Here is a 16,326-nt window from a genome sequence, read left to right as displayed (position 1 = left end):
GAAACGGTTTACTCTGAGTCCAGGTTAGTTTACGACCCGTCCTCCATAGGTCAGCCTACGGGTGGTTCAACGGAGCGGGTTGATTTTAACTAAAGGACGCTTTACTAAAACGCAGGTTCACATTCTCTTGCAGCCCTCCAGGGATGCCGTGAGTTCTGCCAAATGAATCGCCTTTAATTGATATTGATGCAGTCATTGTCCGCATAGGGAGCCTTTGAATACGCATGAGTGTTAAAGCAAGTGGTGGTAGTGCACCGGCGCGGCCCCAGCTCTATCAAACTCTGCCGGTCGCGACGATTTCCCAGGCCGAGCAGCAAGACCGTTACATGGGTCGAGGAGAACTTGAGGAGCTATCGGGCTTCTTCAATTCAGGCCTGAAGCGAGTCCAAATTGCTGAAACTCTGACCCGGTATTCAGAGTTAATTGTGTCCCAGGCCGCTAATCGGATCTTTACTGGGGGCTCGCCGCTGGCCTACTTGGAGCGGCCAGAAAGCGAGCAGCCGATGGAAAAAACCCGTGCTGGCACTGTTCTTAACGATCAAGAGGCGACCCGGCTCGGGACGGCCACCTTTATTGAAAGCAGCAGCAGCGGTGGCCTATTTAAGGGGCTGTTCGACTCTACGCCGTCAGGTCCAATTCCTCCTGGGTTTCGCCCCATTAACGTTTCTCGCTATGGTCCCAGCAACATGCAAAAGTCTCTGCGAGACTTGAGCTGGTTTTTGCGCTATGTCACCTACGCCATCGTGGCAGGTGACCCCAATATCATCTCGGTGAATGTGCGCGGACTGCGGGAAATCATTGAGAATGCCTGTTCTTCTGCAGCGACCCTGGTGGCGCTGCAGACCATGCAGCGGGCCTCCATTCGTTATGTCAGTAGCGATGCCGAAGCTAAAGACATTGTGACCCAGTATTTTGGGGTATTGCTGGCCGAGTTTAAGGCTCCAACTCCATCCAATAAGCTGCGGCAGCGTCCCTCGGCTGATTTACAGGGCTTAGAGTTGCCTCAAATTTATTTCAATGCCGCTGAGCGTCGGCCCAAGTATGCCATGAAGCCTGGGCTGTCGGCCATTGAAAAGAATGATGTGGTTAAAGCGGCTTACCGTCAGGTGTTTGAGCGGGATATCACCCGCGCTTACTCCCTGTCCGTATCTGACCTTGAATCCAAGGTGAAAAACAGCGAAATCTCGATGAAGGAGTTTATTCGCCGTCTTTGTAAGTCGCCGCTATATCGCAAGAACTTTTTCGACCCATACATCAACAGCCGAGCCCTAGAGCTGGCTTTCCGTCACATTTTGGGTCGGGCACCTAGCTCCCGCGAAGAAGTGCGTGACTATTTTGCCATCGTGTCTGCAGGGGGGTTATCAGCCTTGGTAGATACCCTGGTGGATTCGAAAGAATACGCTGATTATTTTGGCGAAGAAACGGTTCCCTATCTACGGGGTTTAGGGCAAGAAGCTCAGGAATGCCGCAACTGGGGACCCCAGTTCGACCTGTTTAACTACAGCGCTCCCTTCCGTAAGACGCCACAGTTTATTACACTGTTTGCGGCTTACGAGCAGCCCTTGCCCGACCAACATCCCTACGGTTCAGGGAACGATCCCCTGGAAATTCAATTTGGGGCGATTTTCCCGAAAGAGACTCGCAACCCCAGCGCTACCCCAGCTTTCTTTAACAAAGATACCCGTCGCATCCTGATTCACCGGGGGCCGGGCATCAACAACCAGCTCAGTAACCCGGCCGCCCGGGGCGAAAATCCTGGTTCTCTGGGGGCCAAGGTATTCAAGCTGGATCAAATTCCCCGCACAGGCAATACCCAGGCCAGCGTTCGTTATTCCGAAAGTTCAACCCAGGCGCTGATCAGTGCCGCTTACCGCCAGGTGTTTGGTCGCGAAGTCTATTCCGGCCAGCGCTCTAAGGTGGCCGAAATCAAACTGGAAAATGGGGATATTACGGTTAAAGAGTTCATTCGGGCGATCGCTAAGTCCGAGGCTTTCCGTAAGACCTATTGGACCTCCCTGTACGTGATGAAAGCGGTGGAGTATATCCATCGGCGGCTGTTGGGACGTCCCACCTATGGGCGCAAGGAAACTAACGCCTACTTCGATATCTGCGCCAAGCGGGGCTTCTATGCTCTGGTGGACACCATCCTAGACAGCCAAGAGTATGCCGAAGCCTTCGGAGAAGACACCGTTCCCTACGAGCGCTATCTGACACCCAAAGGATTGTCTTTGCGGAGTCGGCGGGCCGGTTCTTTGGCAGAAAACGGTCTTGTGCCAATCGAGGACGACAGCGTACCCCGCTTCGTGGAACTGGGTACCGTCACCGAGGAGCGGGCGATTCCCGATGTGCAGAGGCGCATTAGCCAAGGGGTGAACCGCCAGCGGCAACAGACTAAGGTGTTCAAGCTCACCTCCTTAGCTGACAAGCCCAACCTGAAGCTGGTCACCGCTGCGGCTTATCGCCAAATCTTTGAGCGGGATATCGCCCCTTACATCGTGAGGAGTGAGTTTACCGTCCTAGAAAGCAAGTTGAGCAACGGCGAAATTACCGTTAAAGAATTCATCGAAGGGTTAGGAACCTCTTCTCTCTATATCAAGGAATTTTACGCCCCCTATCCCAACACCCAGGTGATTGAGTTTGGTACCAAGCACTTCCTGGGTCGGGCACCGATGGATCAAGTCGAGATTCGCAAATACAACCAGATCTTGGCCAGCGAGGGGATCCGAGGCTTTATTCAAGCCATGCTGACTACCCCTGAATATGCCGAAAACTTTGGCGAAGATACGGTTCCTTACCGTCGCTTCCCCACCTTGCCTGCGGCTAATTTCCCCAACACCGAGCGGCTTTATAACCGGTTAACCAAGCAAAACCGCGATTTGGTTGTGCCCAGTTTTGTCACGACCAAGTCTATGTACGAGGTCACTGATCTGCCGCTAGTGGCTGATGCCGTTGCCACAGAGGCGGCTAAAGATGCTAAATTGGCGGCCACAGTCGGCCGTTCGTCCCAGACCGATGAGATGATTTTGCCGATTTCCCAAGGGGCGACTCGGTTGTATCGGCTCCAGGCTGGAGCTAGCCCAGCCCAGATCGATGACGTGTTAGTGGCTGCCTACCGCCAAGTGATGGTTCTGCCAGAGGGAGACATTCCCACCGACTGGCGATTGCCATCCGCTGAAGCTCAAGTAGGCCAAGGGGCAATGACGGTTCGCGACTTTATTGTTGAGCTACTGGGGATGCCAGCCTATCAGACTCGATTTGTGACGGCTTACCCTGCCGCCACCCTCGTGGCGATCATGGCCCGGCAACTCCTCGGACGTAATCTAAGTGACGATGAAGTCCGGTCTTACCAGACGAGGGCTGACCAGCAGGGGATTATGGCTGTGGCTAAGGCCATGGTGACCTCGGCAGAGTATCTGCGCTACTTCGGCGAACAGGGGGTGCCCTACCGCCGTAGCTAGAGCCTGTTAGCTTGCTATGATCGCTGACCGCTTGATCAGCGATGTATCCCTCTGCCCTAGCGACATCATTAGGCTGATACCTGGGCCGAGGGGCAGCAAGCAGAGTAACAAAATATTAAAAGCAGTCTCTAGGTCAGGGTTGATTTAGTGGCTGCTTTTATGCTGATTTAACTCCGGATCCCTTTAGGGGCAATAGCTAGAGAACCTGAGGAAGACTGTTACAAAATATGTCGTCAGTTTCAAGAAGGCTTACGCAATACCGGACAATAAATCGGGAAGGCGGCTGAGCCTGGGTGATTCGTTCAGATCAGCCATTTGACCATGAATGCCAGTTTCATAGACATCTGGTTATATTTTTCGGAGGAATCCATCAATGAGTATTGTCACGAAGTCAATCGTGAATGCTGATGCTGAGGCTCGTTACCTCAGCCCCGGCGAACTAGATCGCATCAAAGGGTTTGTAACCTCTGGGGAGCGTCGTCTGCGCATCGCCCAAGTGCTGACCGAGTCCCGGGAGCGGATTGTTAAAGAAGCCGGCAATCAGTTGTTCCAAAAGCGCCCTGATATTGTTTCTCCCGGTGGCAATGCCTACGGTGAAGAAATGACCGCTACCTGCCTGCGGGACATGGACTACTATCTGCGCCTAATCACCTATGGTGTGGTTGCTGGTGATGTCACCCCGATTGAAGAAATTGGTTTGGTGGGCGTGCGCGAGATGTACAACTCCCTGGGTACTCCCATCCCCGCTGTAGCTGAGGCCGTACGTTCGATGAAGAGCGTGGCTACCTCTCTGCTCTCTAGCGAAGATGCTGCTGAAGCGGCTTCTTACTTCGACTATGTGGTCGGCGCTATGCAGTAGCATAGGCTACCCCATACCGTCGATTCGTTGTTGAGATTACGTCAGTTCTAAGGAAGCTTCACCATGCAAGACGCAATTACCTCTGTTATTAACTCTTCCGACGTGCAGGGCAAGTACCTGGACGGCTCCTCTCTGGATAAGCTGAAGGCTTACTTCCAGACCGGTGAACTGCGGGTTCGAGCCGCTACCACCATCAGCGCCAACGCCGCTGAAATTGTTAAGGAAGCTGTGGCTAAGTCCCTGCTGTACTCTGATATCACCCGTCCTGGTGGCAACATGTACACCACTCGTCGCTATGCAGCCTGCATCCGCGACTTGGACTACTACCTGCGCTATGCCACCTACGCCATGCTGGCTGGGGATCCCTCCATCCTGGATGAGCGAGTGTTGAATGGCCTAAAGGAAACCTACAACTCCCTAGGGGTGCCCATCGGTGCCACTGTTAATGCTATCCAAGCCATGAAAGAAGTCACCTCTAGCCTGGTGGGTGCTGACGCTGGCAAGGAAATGGGCGTTTACTTCGACTACATCTCCTCTGGCTTGAGCTAGGCTCTCCCTGAGTGAGGGTTGCCACTTCGGCCCTGAGTCGAGGTATCTGTTAGCCAGGGTCAGAAGCGAGTGTTAGAGACAAGAGGTGAGGCTGTATTGTCTACCTAGGGTCTGTGACATTGGCTTTGGACTCTGGCTTTTCAGTGTTTAGCTGAGACTTGCAGGCTGCGATGCCATTGTGGCCTTTGAGGGTGGTTGTGGGTCATCGTATTGTTATCCACCGTTGAGATAGTAGGAGCGTTTTCTGCCATGCGCATGTTTAAGATTACGGCTTGTGTCCCGAGCCAAACCAGAATTCGGACCCAGCGGGAACTACAAAATACTTTTTTTACCAAGCTAGTACCCTACGACAATTGGTTCAGTGAGCAACAGCGGATTCAAAAAATGGGCGGTAAAATCGTCAAGGTCGAGCTAGCTACAGGTCGCCAAGGGGCTAATACTGGCTTGCTTTAACCTTGGGCAATCGACAAACTCATTAATCAGCATCGACCCTAGCTGCGGAATTGCAGCCAGGACAGGGAGAGGGTACCGCCAGGGGCCCTCTTTTGCTTTGGCCGATTTGTCTTGAAATAGCCGCCACAAGTCGTTGTGCTGCAACGGCTGTCCCCTCAGAAATCCGATGTGTTGTTCTGACGCGCCTCGACTATACTTGACCCTTGATATTGACTTGGCCCACTTTTGTCCACTGGCTGGAACGATGCCGCATGGGCAATAGGCGTGACATTGCAGAGGTACACCAGGGTGAACGTGACTCATATCGTGCCATGGATAGATCCGACGGTTAGTCAGTGGTCTGCGGAGGCACGCTGGCTGCGCTGGTTGACGTTTCTCTGGTTGGGTATCGGTCTTCTGGTCTTATTTTCCGCATCCTACTCTGTCTCCATTGCCGAGCGGGGCTATGGGCTGCACTATGTGCTGATCCAAATGCTTTGGGTTGGGGTGGGGCTAGTGGTGTTTAACCGGATTGTGCATACCTCCCTTGACCAGCTGCTCAAGTTGTCGGGTACAGTGCTGCTGATTGTTTTGGGCCTGGTTTGTCTGACATTGATTCCGGCCTTGGGGGTAACCGTAAATGGGGCCACCCGTTGGCTACCCCTCGGTCCGTTCATGATTCAGCCCTCAGAATTGATCAAGCCCTGCTTGGTGCTACAGGGGGCAAGGTTATTTGGTCGTTGGCACCAGCTGTCATGGCGTACTCGGCTGACCTGGCTGAGTATTTTTGTGACCGTCTTGGCTGTAATTTTGGTGCAGCCTAATTTAAGTACAGCGGCGGTATGCGGTCTCACCCTTTGGTTGATTGCCCTAGCATCGGGGATGCCCTACCGCTATATCACTATGACCGCCCTCGGCGGGAGTATGGCAGCGGTGGTCAGTGTCAGCATCAAGACTTACCAGCGACAACGGATTGTGTCGTTTCTAAATCCTTGGGCTGATCCGGGCAATCAGGGGTATCAGCTGATTCAAAGTTTGCTAGCCATTGGCTCTGGTGGGTTATGGGGGCAGGGATTTGGCCTTTCCCAACAAAAGCTCTATTCCCTGCCGATTCAATACACTGACTTTATTTTTGCGGTGTTTGCTGAGGAATTCGGCTTTATGGGCTGTTTGGTATTACTGCTGTTGTTGGCGGTCTATGCCTCAACGGCTATGGTGGTTGCCCTCCGCTTGACCCAGCCCCTGCACCAATTGGTGGCGGTAGGGGCAACTGTGGTGTTAGTGGGGCAGTCCCTGCTCAATATGGGGGTGGCCACTGGGGTTTTGCCGACCACTGGGCTACCGTTTCCCATGCTGAGCTATGGCGGCAGTTCGATGGTGGCTAGTCTGGCGGCAGCGGCCTTGCTGGTGCGAGCCGCCCGGGAAATCAATCTAGAGACGACGCCAGTGCCACTGCCTTTACAGGGGCGATCGCGCTTACGGCTGATAGATCAGGCAAGTCGGCCAGGTTTATGAGGGAGGGGGTTGCGAGATCGTTACAATGGGAATTGCTGGTAACGGTCCTGTCCCTCCATGTTAGAAAGCGTTCAGCTTTATCTCTATAACCTGGCCCAGTGGGCTACCCAGCTGGTGAATCATCAGCTCATGCATCTGTCTTGGGTTAGCCTGTCGGTTGTGGCCCTGGCCGGGCTGCTCACCAGCCTGTCCCCCTGCTTGTTGTCGATGTTACCGATTATGGTGGGCTACATGGGGGGCTACGACAGCGAAACCCGTCAAGGGGCGGTGCTGCGCTCATTTGGGTTTGCCCTAGGCCTGGCCACCACACTGGCGCTACTAGGGTTGCTGGCTGGGCTGTTTGGCGTTGTCTATGGTCAGGTGGCGGTAGGACTCCCGATTGTCGTCAGCCTCGTGGCTATTGTCATGGGGCTAAATTTGCTGGGGGTCCTATCCATTTCTTTGCCTACGGCGGGTGGTCCTACCCTGGAGTCTTGGAACCTGCCCCCCTGGCTGAAGGCCTATGGTTTAGGGCTCACCTTCGGCATTGTGGCCTCCCCCTGTAGCACCCCAGTATTGGCCACACTGCTGGCCTGGATTTCCGCTAGCCAAAACCCGGTATTGGGGGGAGCTCTGTTGCTGGCCTATGCTACCGGCTATGTCATGCCCCTGGTGCTGGCGGGCACCTTCACGACCACCCTCAAGCGACTCTTGGCCCTACGGCAGTGGTCTAGCTGGATTACCCCCGCCAGTGGCGCGTTATTGCTGGGTTTTGGCGTCTTTTCTCTATTGTCGCGGCTGTTGCCTACCACCCTGGTCTAACCTCGGAGAACTGATATCAATGACTCCCTCTGAAGCGATTAACCGTTGGCCTATTGTCCAGGGTTTAAGGCGTTACCTACGGCAAGACCTAATCCCTTTGCTAGCGGATCTGAGATTGGCGATCGCGCTTTTGCTGACTATTGCCATTTTCAGCATTGCTGGCACCGTCTTAGAGCAGGGGCAGACCTTAGCGTTCTACCAAGAGAACTACCCAGAGGATCCGGCTCTTTTTGGCTTTTTAACCTGGAAGGTCATTGTTGTCAGCGGTCTGGACCATGTGTATCGCACCTGGTGGTTTTTGGCCCTGTTGATTGTATTTGGGGCCAGCCTGACCGCCTGCACCTTTACCCGGCAATTTCCCGCCCTAGGGGCGGCCCAACGATGGCGGTATTACACCCAGCCCCGCCAATTTCAAAAGCTGGCCCTTAGCGCCGAACTCACGGATGCGACCCTAGCCACCCTGGCCACCCAACTGGGACAACGGCGCTATCGGGTGTTTCAGCAAGACCAGCAACTTTATGGTCGCAAGGGTCTAGCTGGACGCATTGGCCCGATTGTCGTCCATGCCAGCATGTTGATCATCCTGCTGGGGGCGATTGTCGGAGCGATGACCGGCTTCTTTGCCCAGGAAATGGTGCCCAGTGGCGAAACCTTTCAAATTCGCAATATTTTTGACGCCGGCCCCTGGGCTAAATCACAAATTCCTACGGATTGGTCGGTGCGGGTAAACCGCTTTTGGATTGATTACACCCCTGACGGCAATATCGACCAGTTTTACTCGGATCTGTCTGTTTTAAACCAGGCGGGGGAAGAGTTAGACCGTAAGACCATCTACGTTAACGAGCCCCTGCGGCACCAGGGGGTCACCCTCTATCAGGCGGACTGGGGGCTAGCCGCCGTTCAGGTGAAGTTGAATAATAGTCCGGTGCTGCAACTGCCGATGAAACCCCTAGATACCGATGGACCTCGGTTTTGGGGCACCTGGTTGCCCACCAAGCCTGATCTGAGTGAAGGGGTAACTCTGCTGGCCCGAGATTTACAAGGGTCAGTGCTGATCTACGATAACGCCGGTCAACTGGTCTCGACGGTGCGCACGGGCATGGCCACGGAGGTGAATGGGGTTACCCTCTCCCTGGTGGATGTGATTGGCAGTACAGGACTTCAGATTAAGGCCGATCCTGGCATTCCCCTGGTGTATGCTGGCTTTGGCCTGCTAATGGTAGGGGTGATTATGAGTTATGTGTCCCACTCCCAGGTGTGGGCCTTAGCGCACCAGGGCAAGCTCTATGTGGGGGGGCGTACCAACCGGGCCCAGGTGGCCTTTGAACGGGAACTGCTGGGGCTACTGGAGGGATTGGAACGGCCGACATCCAGCGCTGAAGGATAGTCGTCGGACTACTCAATGCTGATGCCGCCGAAGGTTTCTGCTTTTTGGCCAGGACTAGCGATCGCCGCTTGATCAATCGCCCGGCTGCGCTGACGATGCTGCTGAAAATGGCCTAACCACTCTACAGGGGCGTTCATGGTTTCGCCGCCATGTTGGGTCAGGCGTTGGCGTACCTGACAGAGCACTGGGGTATTGACACAGGCCCCAGCCACAATCACTTGCCCTTTCGTTAGGGCCGGAAGCTCTTTCAGCAGATCACGCCCAGCGGCTTCAACCCCATATTTCAAGCTGTCCTGGTCGACTGGGTTGACGATACGCATCAGAAACTGACTCATACATTGGGACAGCACGTCAGAATCCAGCTTGCCCGGGCGCTGGGTAATTAACCCCACCCCCATGCCAAACTTACGGCCTTCACTGAGGATGGTGCGCAAGACCTGCTTACACCGGGCCGGTTCGTGGGCCGGGGCGAAGCGGTGGGCTTCCTCAATCAAAATAAACACCGGGTAGGGCAGGTAATTTTCGTCCCCTGGGGCGATCTTTTCTTTGGCTGTATTGATCCGGGCCTGATAGCTTTGGCGGAGCACCGCCGCACAGATCACCTGCTGCTCTTCCTGGCTAATTTCGTTCATTTGTAAAACGGTGACCTGGCCGGGGGTAAACAGATCCTTGGGGGCCAGATGATCCATGCGGTGAAAGTAGTCTGACCGCTCTAGCTTGCCCAGCTTCCACTCTAGGGCCGGGGCCGAAGAACCGGTTTTTTCGTTGCCCTCGTCATCGGTGCTGCGGTCAGATTCATAGCAGGCGGAAATTAGATCCTGCACATCCCAGCGGTGATCACCAAACTTGTGCTTGCCCAGCAGGCTAAAGGCTTTGTTGAGAATAGCTTGCTGGCGATCGCTCATATCCGGCAGCAGGGTCAAAATATCGTAGTAGTCGAGGGAAGACATGCGGATGCGAATGTCGTCAGGGGTCAGTAGCCTCACCTCTGGGCTGTAGCCATCCTCCCCCACAAAGCTGGGATGCCCCCGCATATCGGTGAGGGTGCCATACTCGCCGTGGGGGTCAAAGATCAGCACCGCCGCCCGGTTGTAGGGGCTGAGCAACTCTTCAATCAACACTCCGGCCGTGTAAGATTTGCCTGACCCCGTACCGGCTAAAATCGCCATGTGGGTGCTGACCAGTTCCTTCACATCCAACGCCACTGGCACCCGACCACCGGGGCGCAGCAGCAAAGAGCCCACATGGGCCGAGCCGATTTCCTGGGGTTGCTTCTTGTTAATGATTTGGCGCAGGCTCTGGTCATCGGCTAGGGTGACTTTGGCCCCAGGGTCTGGAGCAATTCGCGGGTTCATAAACCCCAGGGCCGGGTGAAAATGCCCAATCACATCGACAGTCACTTCATAGATTTCGGGGTTGGGATGGGCAAACCCCACCAAAGCTGCGATCGCGTCTGGGTTGATATCTGGATCGGCAAAAATCCGATCGGGGAGGTGGTCAATTAGGCGGCGATCGGAAATTTTACCTAGAATTTGAGCCTGGGGCAGATCGGCCAGGTCCACGGTGTAGTACACAAACTCACCAATTTTCACCTGTCGATTATTGACGGTAATAAAGACGTACTGATTACCGTTTTCCCCCGGCCCCTTCACCGTGCCAATCACTGTCGCTGCCGTTTGTCGTTTAGATCGCGCCATAAGCCTACCTGGTCTTGACGATGGGTCCAGTGCTGTCTGTAATTTACCCTAATACTAATGTCCTGATCCGTTGATTTTCGGTAATCGACTATGCTCACAGCATAAAGCTGTCGCCTTGGTCCCTCAAGAATGCGGAGTTACCCCGGCAGTGGTGCTGAAACATTGGCGAAATCACGGATACGGCTACGGCCTGAAGTGAGTACGCTAAGAGTAGTCAGGGAGTTTGGTAACACCCCATTAGCTGACCAACTCCCTGGCTTAGGCAATAGCCAAGTAGCGTACCTTACACCCTGGGACCATGGCATCTGAATCCCCTCCTGTCCTGTTCTCGGCTCGCCCCCCTGCCAACCTGGGGCTGGCCCGTGCCTCCCAGGCACCAGAGGCGAATGCCCTGATCACTCAGGTGGTGCATGGGCTAGCGGCCACCCTGGATGATCCAGAGTCATTACCTTACCTCTCAGAACTCTTGGGGCGTCAGTTAGGAGCTGACGCCTGTTTACTGTTGAGCTATCACCCCGCCACTGAGATCATCACCTATACCTATTGGCATCACCAGGTACCACCGGCGGTTTGGCTCTTGCAAGCTGAGAGCCCGTCAAGCCAAGCTGACGTACAGCGCCAGCTGGCCCTGGGCCTGATCCATCGGGTTACTAGTCCCGATGGCGACTCTAACCGTTCAGGCTCGGTCGAATCAACTCTGATGGATGGCATCAGCGGACTGCTCCAGCCCAATAACCAGTCCCTGGATTGGCTGGCCCCAATCAAAAGTTTTCAGGCGATCGCCATTGATGCCCCTGCTGACACCCAAGGCTGTGTGCTACTCCTCAGCCAGCGTCACCGGTTTAACCACCGGCTTGATCCAGCGGTTAAGGCCCATGTGGCTAGTGCCGTCGCGATCGCCCTCCACCAGCACCACTTACAGCACCAGGCCCAGCGCCATGCCGAACAACGGCTTTACCTCAATTCCCTCAAGGAAGACTTTCTCAGTACCCTGAACCACGAATTGCGCACCCCTCTAACCAGCATGATGCTGGCCATCCGGATGTTGCGCCGTCCTGACCTCACCCCCGAACGGGCCGCCATGTATCTCGATATTTTGGAGCAACAATGCTCCCAGGAAATTAACCTGGTTAATGATCTACTGCTGCTGCAAACCGTCGACACCAAGCCGCCTCAGCCCCTACTGACCACCATCAACCTGTCCCAACTTTTGGCTAGCGTGGCGGCCCAGGATCAAGGGCAATTTGCCACCGCCCAACTGGCCCTAAGGCTTGACTTGCCGACCCACCCTGTTACCCTCACCACCGCTGTCGCCCCCCTGACTCGGGTTTTACAAGAACTGTTAACGAACGCGCGTAAGTATGCTTCTCCCCAATCAACGGTCACCCTTACCCTCAACCGCCTGGCGGATCAGTCCGTGGCTATTCACCTGAGCAATCTAGGTGCCGAGATTCAACCGAATGAATTGCCCCATATCTTCGACAAATTCCGTCGGGGGCACAAGGCAACCCAGAACGGCATCCCAGGGATGGGGGCAGGGCTGGCCTTAGTCAAAGGCTTGGTAAAACAAATCGGTGGCACCATCACCGTGGCTAGTCACCCCACCCCAGAGGGGCTCTGGCAAACCTGCTTCACCCTGGGCTTACCCACCCATAGGGAAAATTCATAGGAGCCGACTTGCAGCCCTGAGATTTGCTGGTATTCTGGGCATGGGTATAGCTAAGTGTTGGGCATTGTGTCCATTTTGCGAACCTATCATCATTGTGACGATGACGCCGAAAACTCCCAACCTAATCAGCTCTGAAGCGCAGCCTGCAGCGGCAATCCTAGATGGTGCTTGGTCAAGTGCCAATGGCTCTGTAGCAGTACGCACCGAAAAGTTGGCCGGTCGCCAGCGGCGCATTCAAGCCTATACCGATCTTCCTTTCAAACCCGATCAGGTCTGGCAAGTGCTGACGGACTATGACAACCTAGCTAACTTTATCCCTAACCTTTCCCTGAGTCAGCGCCTGCCTCACCCCTATGGGGGAATTCGGCTAGAGCAAATGGGAGCTCAGTGTTTTCTGAACGTGAAGTTCTGTGCGCGGGTGGTTTTGGATATGGTGGAAGCTTTCCCCAGGGAACTCCGGTTCTCGATGGTAGAAGGGGACTTTCGCCAGTTTGAGGGACATTGGCTGTTAGACCCGTTGACCACCCAGGCCAGGGAAGGTACTCGGCTGAGCTATCACCTGCTGATTCAACCGCCCCGAGCCATGCCCGTGGGCTTGATTGAACGCCACATTCGCCACGACCTAAGTCAAAACCTACGGGCGATCGGTACCCAAACCTCAATTCTGTTTGCGGCGACCTAAGGGCGATCATCTCCTGGCCAGTTGGGTTGGCAAGTTGCTAGCAGCATCTGGTATCGGTATCGGCTGTCAGAAATATGATCACCTTTATTGAGGGTGTCAGATTCTGGGTGTCAGGTATCAGGACTGGTTGGCCGGCTTATGCTGCATCTCACTTTTGCAAGTTGGCCCTCATCCCCCAGCCCCTTCTCCCAAAATGGGAGAAGGGAGGCCGGATTCAAAGTCCCTCTCCCGCTCTGGGAGAGGGATTTAGGGTGTAGACGCGGAGCGGCTTCTCTTGAGTGGGCTGCAAAACTGGGATGCACTCGGCTTATGCTGCATCTCACTGGTACTCTGAGATAGAAATAACCCACCTATTTCCGTTAGCGCAAACCTTTGTGTGGAAAGAGATTTCCTGTCTGCCTTCTGCCTGCTACTAGGTGCGGGCTGCGCCCTACGCACGGGCAAAGCCCTACATGCATCTGCCTTTCTGTACTGGATCGGTGTTCTGCTGCCATGGGTACGTTGCCTTAAATCCCCCAAAAATATCATCACAAAAATTTTCATAGTTGGATAACCTGGCTGTTTTAGCAAAGATTTTAGAGAAATCGTTGCCAGGGGGTAATTTAACAGGATAAATCAAGGGGAATAGGTCAATAATAGTTTGCGAGATGCAAAGTTTTTTGAATTTTCGATTAGCCTTACCGTGGGAGAAGTGGACATGAACGCCAATTTGATCATGTCTAATATTTTGAACCCGCCAGTGTTATTTTTCTTCTTAGGAATGATAGCGGTTTTGGTGAAATCTGATTTGGAAATTCCGGCTCCAATTCCCAAGCTCTTTTCCCTATATTTGTTACTGGCTATAGGTTTTAAGGGTGGGGTAGAGCTGACCAAAAGTGGTGTAACCCAGGAGGTAGTCCTTGCCCTGCTGGCAGCCATGTTGATGGCTTGTGTGGTACCGCTGTACACATACTTTATTCTGCGAGTCAAACTAGATACCTACGATTCAGCCGCGATCGCAGCTACTTACGGTTCCATTAGTGCGGTCACCTTTATTACGGCCAGTGCCTTCTTGACTGAGCTGGGCATCGACTTTGATGGGTTTATGGTGGCAGCACTGGCCCTGATGGAATCCCCCGCCATTATTGTCGGGCTAATTCTTGTGAACCTGTTTACAGTGGATCAAAAGCGGGAGTTTGCCTGGTCAGAGGTGCTCCGAGAAGCCTTTCTCAGCAATTTCTCAATAACCGCTGGTGAAGCCAGGCTCCAGGGATTGCAAAAAGAGACAAAATCTGGTCTAACAGAGACATGACATCAAGCAGCAGCCCCGTCCTCACTCATGCCCTATCCAGTGCCCCCTCTGATGGTGTGGATCGCTGGGTTGCACTAGTGCGTCAGCAGCAAGCCACCATCCAAGGGCAGCAAAAAACCATCGAGGTTCTGGAACGGCAACTGAGGCAACAGCAGGAGCGGATTGAGCAGCTAGAAGCCGAACTCAGAGCGCAAAAGAAGCTGAAAGGGAAACCTAAGTTGGGTCCCAGTCGGCTGAATGAGCCCTTGCCTAAGACAGACGGCGAGAGCAAGGGTAAGCGACCTGGCTCAGCCAAGCGGAGTAAGAAGGTGGGCTTTGAGATCCATGAGGAACGGATCATCCCCCCGAGTGCTATTCCGGACACCGCTAAGTTCAACGGCTATCGCGACTATGACGTGCAGGAGTTAACGCTGAAGCGGCACAACATCCGCTTCCGCTTAGCGGAGTATGTTTGTGAAGATGGCACCACGCTAGTCGGCCAATTGCCTGAGGAGTACCGCCATGGCCATTACGGCCCACTACTGATAGGGTACATTCTTTACCAACATTATCAGTGCCGAGTGCCCCATCCCTTGATCCATGAGCAATTGCAAGAGTGGGGGATTGATATCTCAACCGGCCAAGTACACAACCTGCTGAGCGAAAACAAGGAGAGCTTCCACGCTGAGCAGCAACAGGTGCTGCGGGTCGGGTTAGAGACGGCAAGCTATGTGCACACTGATGACACTGGTGCGCGTCACCAGGGCAAAAACGGGTACTGCACCGTCATCGGGAATGCGTACTTTACCTACTTTAGAACCACGACCCGGAAGAGTCGTCAGAGCTTTTTAGAGACGTTGCAAGGCGAGACCCCCTGCTATGTGCTCAACGAGTATGCTCAGCAGTATCTGCAATCGTATTCCTTGGCGGCTAAACATTGGCAGCACCTGACCTTTTCGGCTCAAGTGCTGGCCCAAGATCCGGTTCAGTGGCAAACGTATCTCACCTCGATAGGGATTGTCACACCGCAAGCGGTTCGTCTGGTGAGCGAAGCGGCCTTGTTGGGTGGGGTGATTGAGCGTGGGGTGGATCGCCACCTGATCCTACTCAGTGACGGGGCACCCCAGTTCAATGTGCTCGTCCATGCGTTGTGTTGGGTGCATGCCGAGCGGGCCCTGCGTCGCTTAGAAGGCAATACCCGCCAGCAACGGCAAAACATTGAGGAGATGCAGCAAGGCTTATGGCAGTACTATCAGCAGCTCAAGGCTTACCAACAAGCGCCCACCGCAGCCGGAAAAGAGACCCTAGAGCAAGCCTTTGACCAATGCTTTGGTCGCTGCTTCCTGCACCACGCCTCGCTCAATACGGTTTTGAGCCAATTTAGAGCCCACAAGGCTGAGCTATTGCGGATGCTCGATTTCCCTCAGGTACCGTTACACAACAATGCGGGTGAGTCGGATATTCGAGAATACGTCACCCGTCGCAAAGTCAGTGGGGGGACTCGCTCTGATGCCGGACGACGAGCCAGAGATACGTTCGTCGGACTGAAGAAAACCTGTCGGAAGTTGGGCCTATCCTTTTGGCAATTGTTGCTGTCTCGACTGCGCGGTGATGGGCAAATCCCGCCGTTACCCGATGTGATTAGAGCGATGACATCGGGTCTGCGACAGATAAACAGCCCAACCTAAACCCCAAGCTGTAGCTCGTGGGCTACCAGCACTTTTTGAGAAGTTGCCTTTCTCAATAGTTCTGTGTTTTTGTTGGTGGGTAGCCTGATTATCGGCATGCTCACAGGGGAGCATGGCTGGCAAGTGTTATCACCCTTTACCCAAGAGATGTTTTATGGGGTGCTCACCTTCTTTTTGCTGGATATGGGTTTAGTCGCCGCCAGAAGAATTAAGGACTTGCAAAAAACCGGCGTGTTTTTAACCTTAACGGGTGACAACGTACCTAGAGAGCTTGCTGCATCAGGGATAGAGCATAGAAACCTCGCTGAAAATAGAGTTG

The 16,326-nt window shown here is 54.2% G+C and carries 11 protein-coding genes and 2 pseudogenes; 12 read left to right on the top strand and 1 reads right to left on the bottom strand.

Annotated features, from left to right (window positions below; translation table 11 throughout):
• Positions 1–224 precede the first annotated feature (224 nt).
• The 7 genes from E1H13_RS09030 (at position 225) to E1H13_RS09000 (ending at position 9,001) form a co-directional block, all read left to right on the top strand.
• Positions 225–3,458 (top strand): phycobilisome rod-core linker polypeptide, encoded by a 3,234-nt coding sequence (locus tag E1H13_RS09030; RefSeq protein WP_169613084.1) that lies wholly within the window; start codon positions 225–227, stop codon positions 3,456–3,458.
• Positions 3,459–3,831: 373 nt separating this feature from the next.
• Complete coding sequence (gene apcA, locus E1H13_RS09025) at positions 3,832–4,317, top strand: allophycocyanin subunit alpha (protein WP_169613083.1); 486 nt, start codon at positions 3,832–3,834, stop codon at positions 4,315–4,317.
• Positions 4,318–4,380: 63 nt separating this feature from the next.
• Positions 4,381–4,866, top strand: a complete 486-nt coding sequence (gene apcB, locus E1H13_RS09020; protein ID WP_169613082.1) for an allophycocyanin subunit beta — start codon at positions 4,381–4,383, stop codon at positions 4,864–4,866.
• 249 nt (positions 4,867–5,115) lie between these two features.
• On the top strand, positions 5,116–5,319 hold the full coding sequence (locus tag E1H13_RS09015; RefSeq protein WP_169613081.1) for a phycobilisome linker polypeptide: 204 nt from the start codon (positions 5,116–5,118) through the stop codon (positions 5,317–5,319).
• 288 nt (positions 5,320–5,607) lie between these two features.
• Positions 5,608–6,813, top strand: a complete 1,206-nt coding sequence (locus E1H13_RS09010; RefSeq protein ID WP_169613080.1) for an FtsW/RodA/SpoVE family cell cycle protein — start codon at positions 5,608–5,610, stop codon at positions 6,811–6,813.
• 57 nt (positions 6,814–6,870) lie between these two features.
• The gene (locus tag E1H13_RS09005; RefSeq protein ID WP_169613079.1) at positions 6,871–7,614 is read left to right on the top strand and encodes a cytochrome c biogenesis protein CcdA; all 744 of its coding nucleotides are present in this window, start codon (positions 6,871–6,873) and stop codon (positions 7,612–7,614) included.
• Between the two features lie 19 nt (positions 7,615–7,633).
• A complete protein-coding gene (locus tag E1H13_RS09000; RefSeq protein WP_169613078.1) occupies positions 7,634–9,001 on the top strand; it encodes a cytochrome c biogenesis protein in 1,368 nt (455 codons plus the stop codon).
• 8 nt (positions 9,002–9,009) lie between these two features.
• Here the strand turns inward: E1H13_RS09000 and E1H13_RS08995 are convergent, their stop codons facing one another.
• Entirely contained in the window at positions 9,010–10,698 is a 1,689-nt protein-coding gene (locus E1H13_RS08995) for an ATP-binding protein (protein ID WP_169613077.1), read from the bottom strand.
• A gap of 298 nt (positions 10,699–10,996) precedes the next feature.
• Here E1H13_RS08995 and E1H13_RS08990 point away from each other — a divergent pair, with 298 nt between their 5' ends.
• The 5 genes and pseudogenes from E1H13_RS08990 to E1H13_RS08970 form a co-directional block, all read left to right on the top strand.
• Positions 10,997–12,367 (top strand): HAMP domain-containing sensor histidine kinase, encoded by a 1,371-nt coding sequence (locus tag E1H13_RS08990; protein ID WP_169613076.1) that lies wholly within the window; start codon positions 10,997–10,999, stop codon positions 12,365–12,367.
• A gap of 100 nt (positions 12,368–12,467) precedes the next feature.
• A complete protein-coding gene (locus E1H13_RS08985) occupies positions 12,468–13,049 on the top strand; it encodes an SRPBCC family protein (protein ID WP_169613075.1) in 582 nt (193 codons plus the stop codon).
• 697 nt (positions 13,050–13,746) lie between these two features.
• Positions 13,747–14,259 (top strand): annotated as a pseudogene (locus E1H13_RS08980) (sodium-dependent bicarbonate transport family permease); the annotation flags it as partial.
• 77 nt (positions 14,260–14,336) lie between these two features.
• Entirely contained in the window at positions 14,337–16,007 is a 1,671-nt protein-coding gene (locus E1H13_RS08975; protein ID WP_169613074.1) for a transposase, read from the top strand.
• Positions 16,008–16,052: 45 nt separating this feature from the next.
• Positions 16,053–16,247 (top strand): annotated as a pseudogene (locus E1H13_RS08970) (sodium-dependent bicarbonate transport family permease); the annotation flags it as partial.
• Between the last annotated feature and the right edge of the window lie 79 nt (positions 16,248–16,326).

This window comes from Nodosilinea sp. P-1105, assembly GCF_012911975.1.
Lineage (GTDB): Bacteria > Cyanobacteriota > Cyanobacteriia > Phormidesmidales > Phormidesmidaceae > Nodosilinea.
Note: the sequence above shows the minus strand (reverse complement) of the source record. Positions and strands in the feature narration are given on the sequence as shown.

What these genes read in the sequence shown, in the direction of transcription:
- E1H13_RS09005 (WP_169613079.1), top strand. Translation starts at nt 6,871, where the DNA reads ATGTTAGAAAGCGTTCAGCTTTATCTCTATAACCTGGCCCAGTGGGCT.
- apcA (WP_169613083.1), top strand. Translation starts at nt 3,832, where the DNA reads ATGAGTATTGTCACGAAGTCAATCGTGAATGCTGATGCTGAGGCTCGT.
- E1H13_RS08990 (WP_169613076.1), top strand. Translation starts at nt 10,997, where the DNA reads ATGGCATCTGAATCCCCTCCTGTCCTGTTCTCGGCTCGCCCCCCTGCC.
- E1H13_RS09030 (WP_169613084.1), top strand. Translation starts at nt 225, where the DNA reads ATGAGTGTTAAAGCAAGTGGTGGTAGTGCACCGGCGCGGCCCCAGCTC.
- E1H13_RS08995 (WP_169613077.1), bottom strand. Translation starts at nt 10,698, where the DNA reads ATGGCGCGATCTAAACGACAAACGGCAGCGACAGTGATTGGCACGGTG.
- E1H13_RS09000 (WP_169613078.1), top strand. Translation starts at nt 7,634, where the DNA reads ATGACTCCCTCTGAAGCGATTAACCGTTGGCCTATTGTCCAGGGTTTA.
- E1H13_RS08985 (WP_169613075.1), top strand. Translation starts at nt 12,468, where the DNA reads ATGACGCCGAAAACTCCCAACCTAATCAGCTCTGAAGCGCAGCCTGCA.
- apcB (WP_169613082.1), top strand. Translation starts at nt 4,381, where the DNA reads ATGCAAGACGCAATTACCTCTGTTATTAACTCTTCCGACGTGCAGGGC.
- E1H13_RS09015 (WP_169613081.1), top strand. Translation starts at nt 5,116, where the DNA reads ATGCGCATGTTTAAGATTACGGCTTGTGTCCCGAGCCAAACCAGAATT.
- E1H13_RS08975 (WP_169613074.1), top strand. Translation starts at nt 14,337, where the DNA reads ATGACATCAAGCAGCAGCCCCGTCCTCACTCATGCCCTATCCAGTGCC.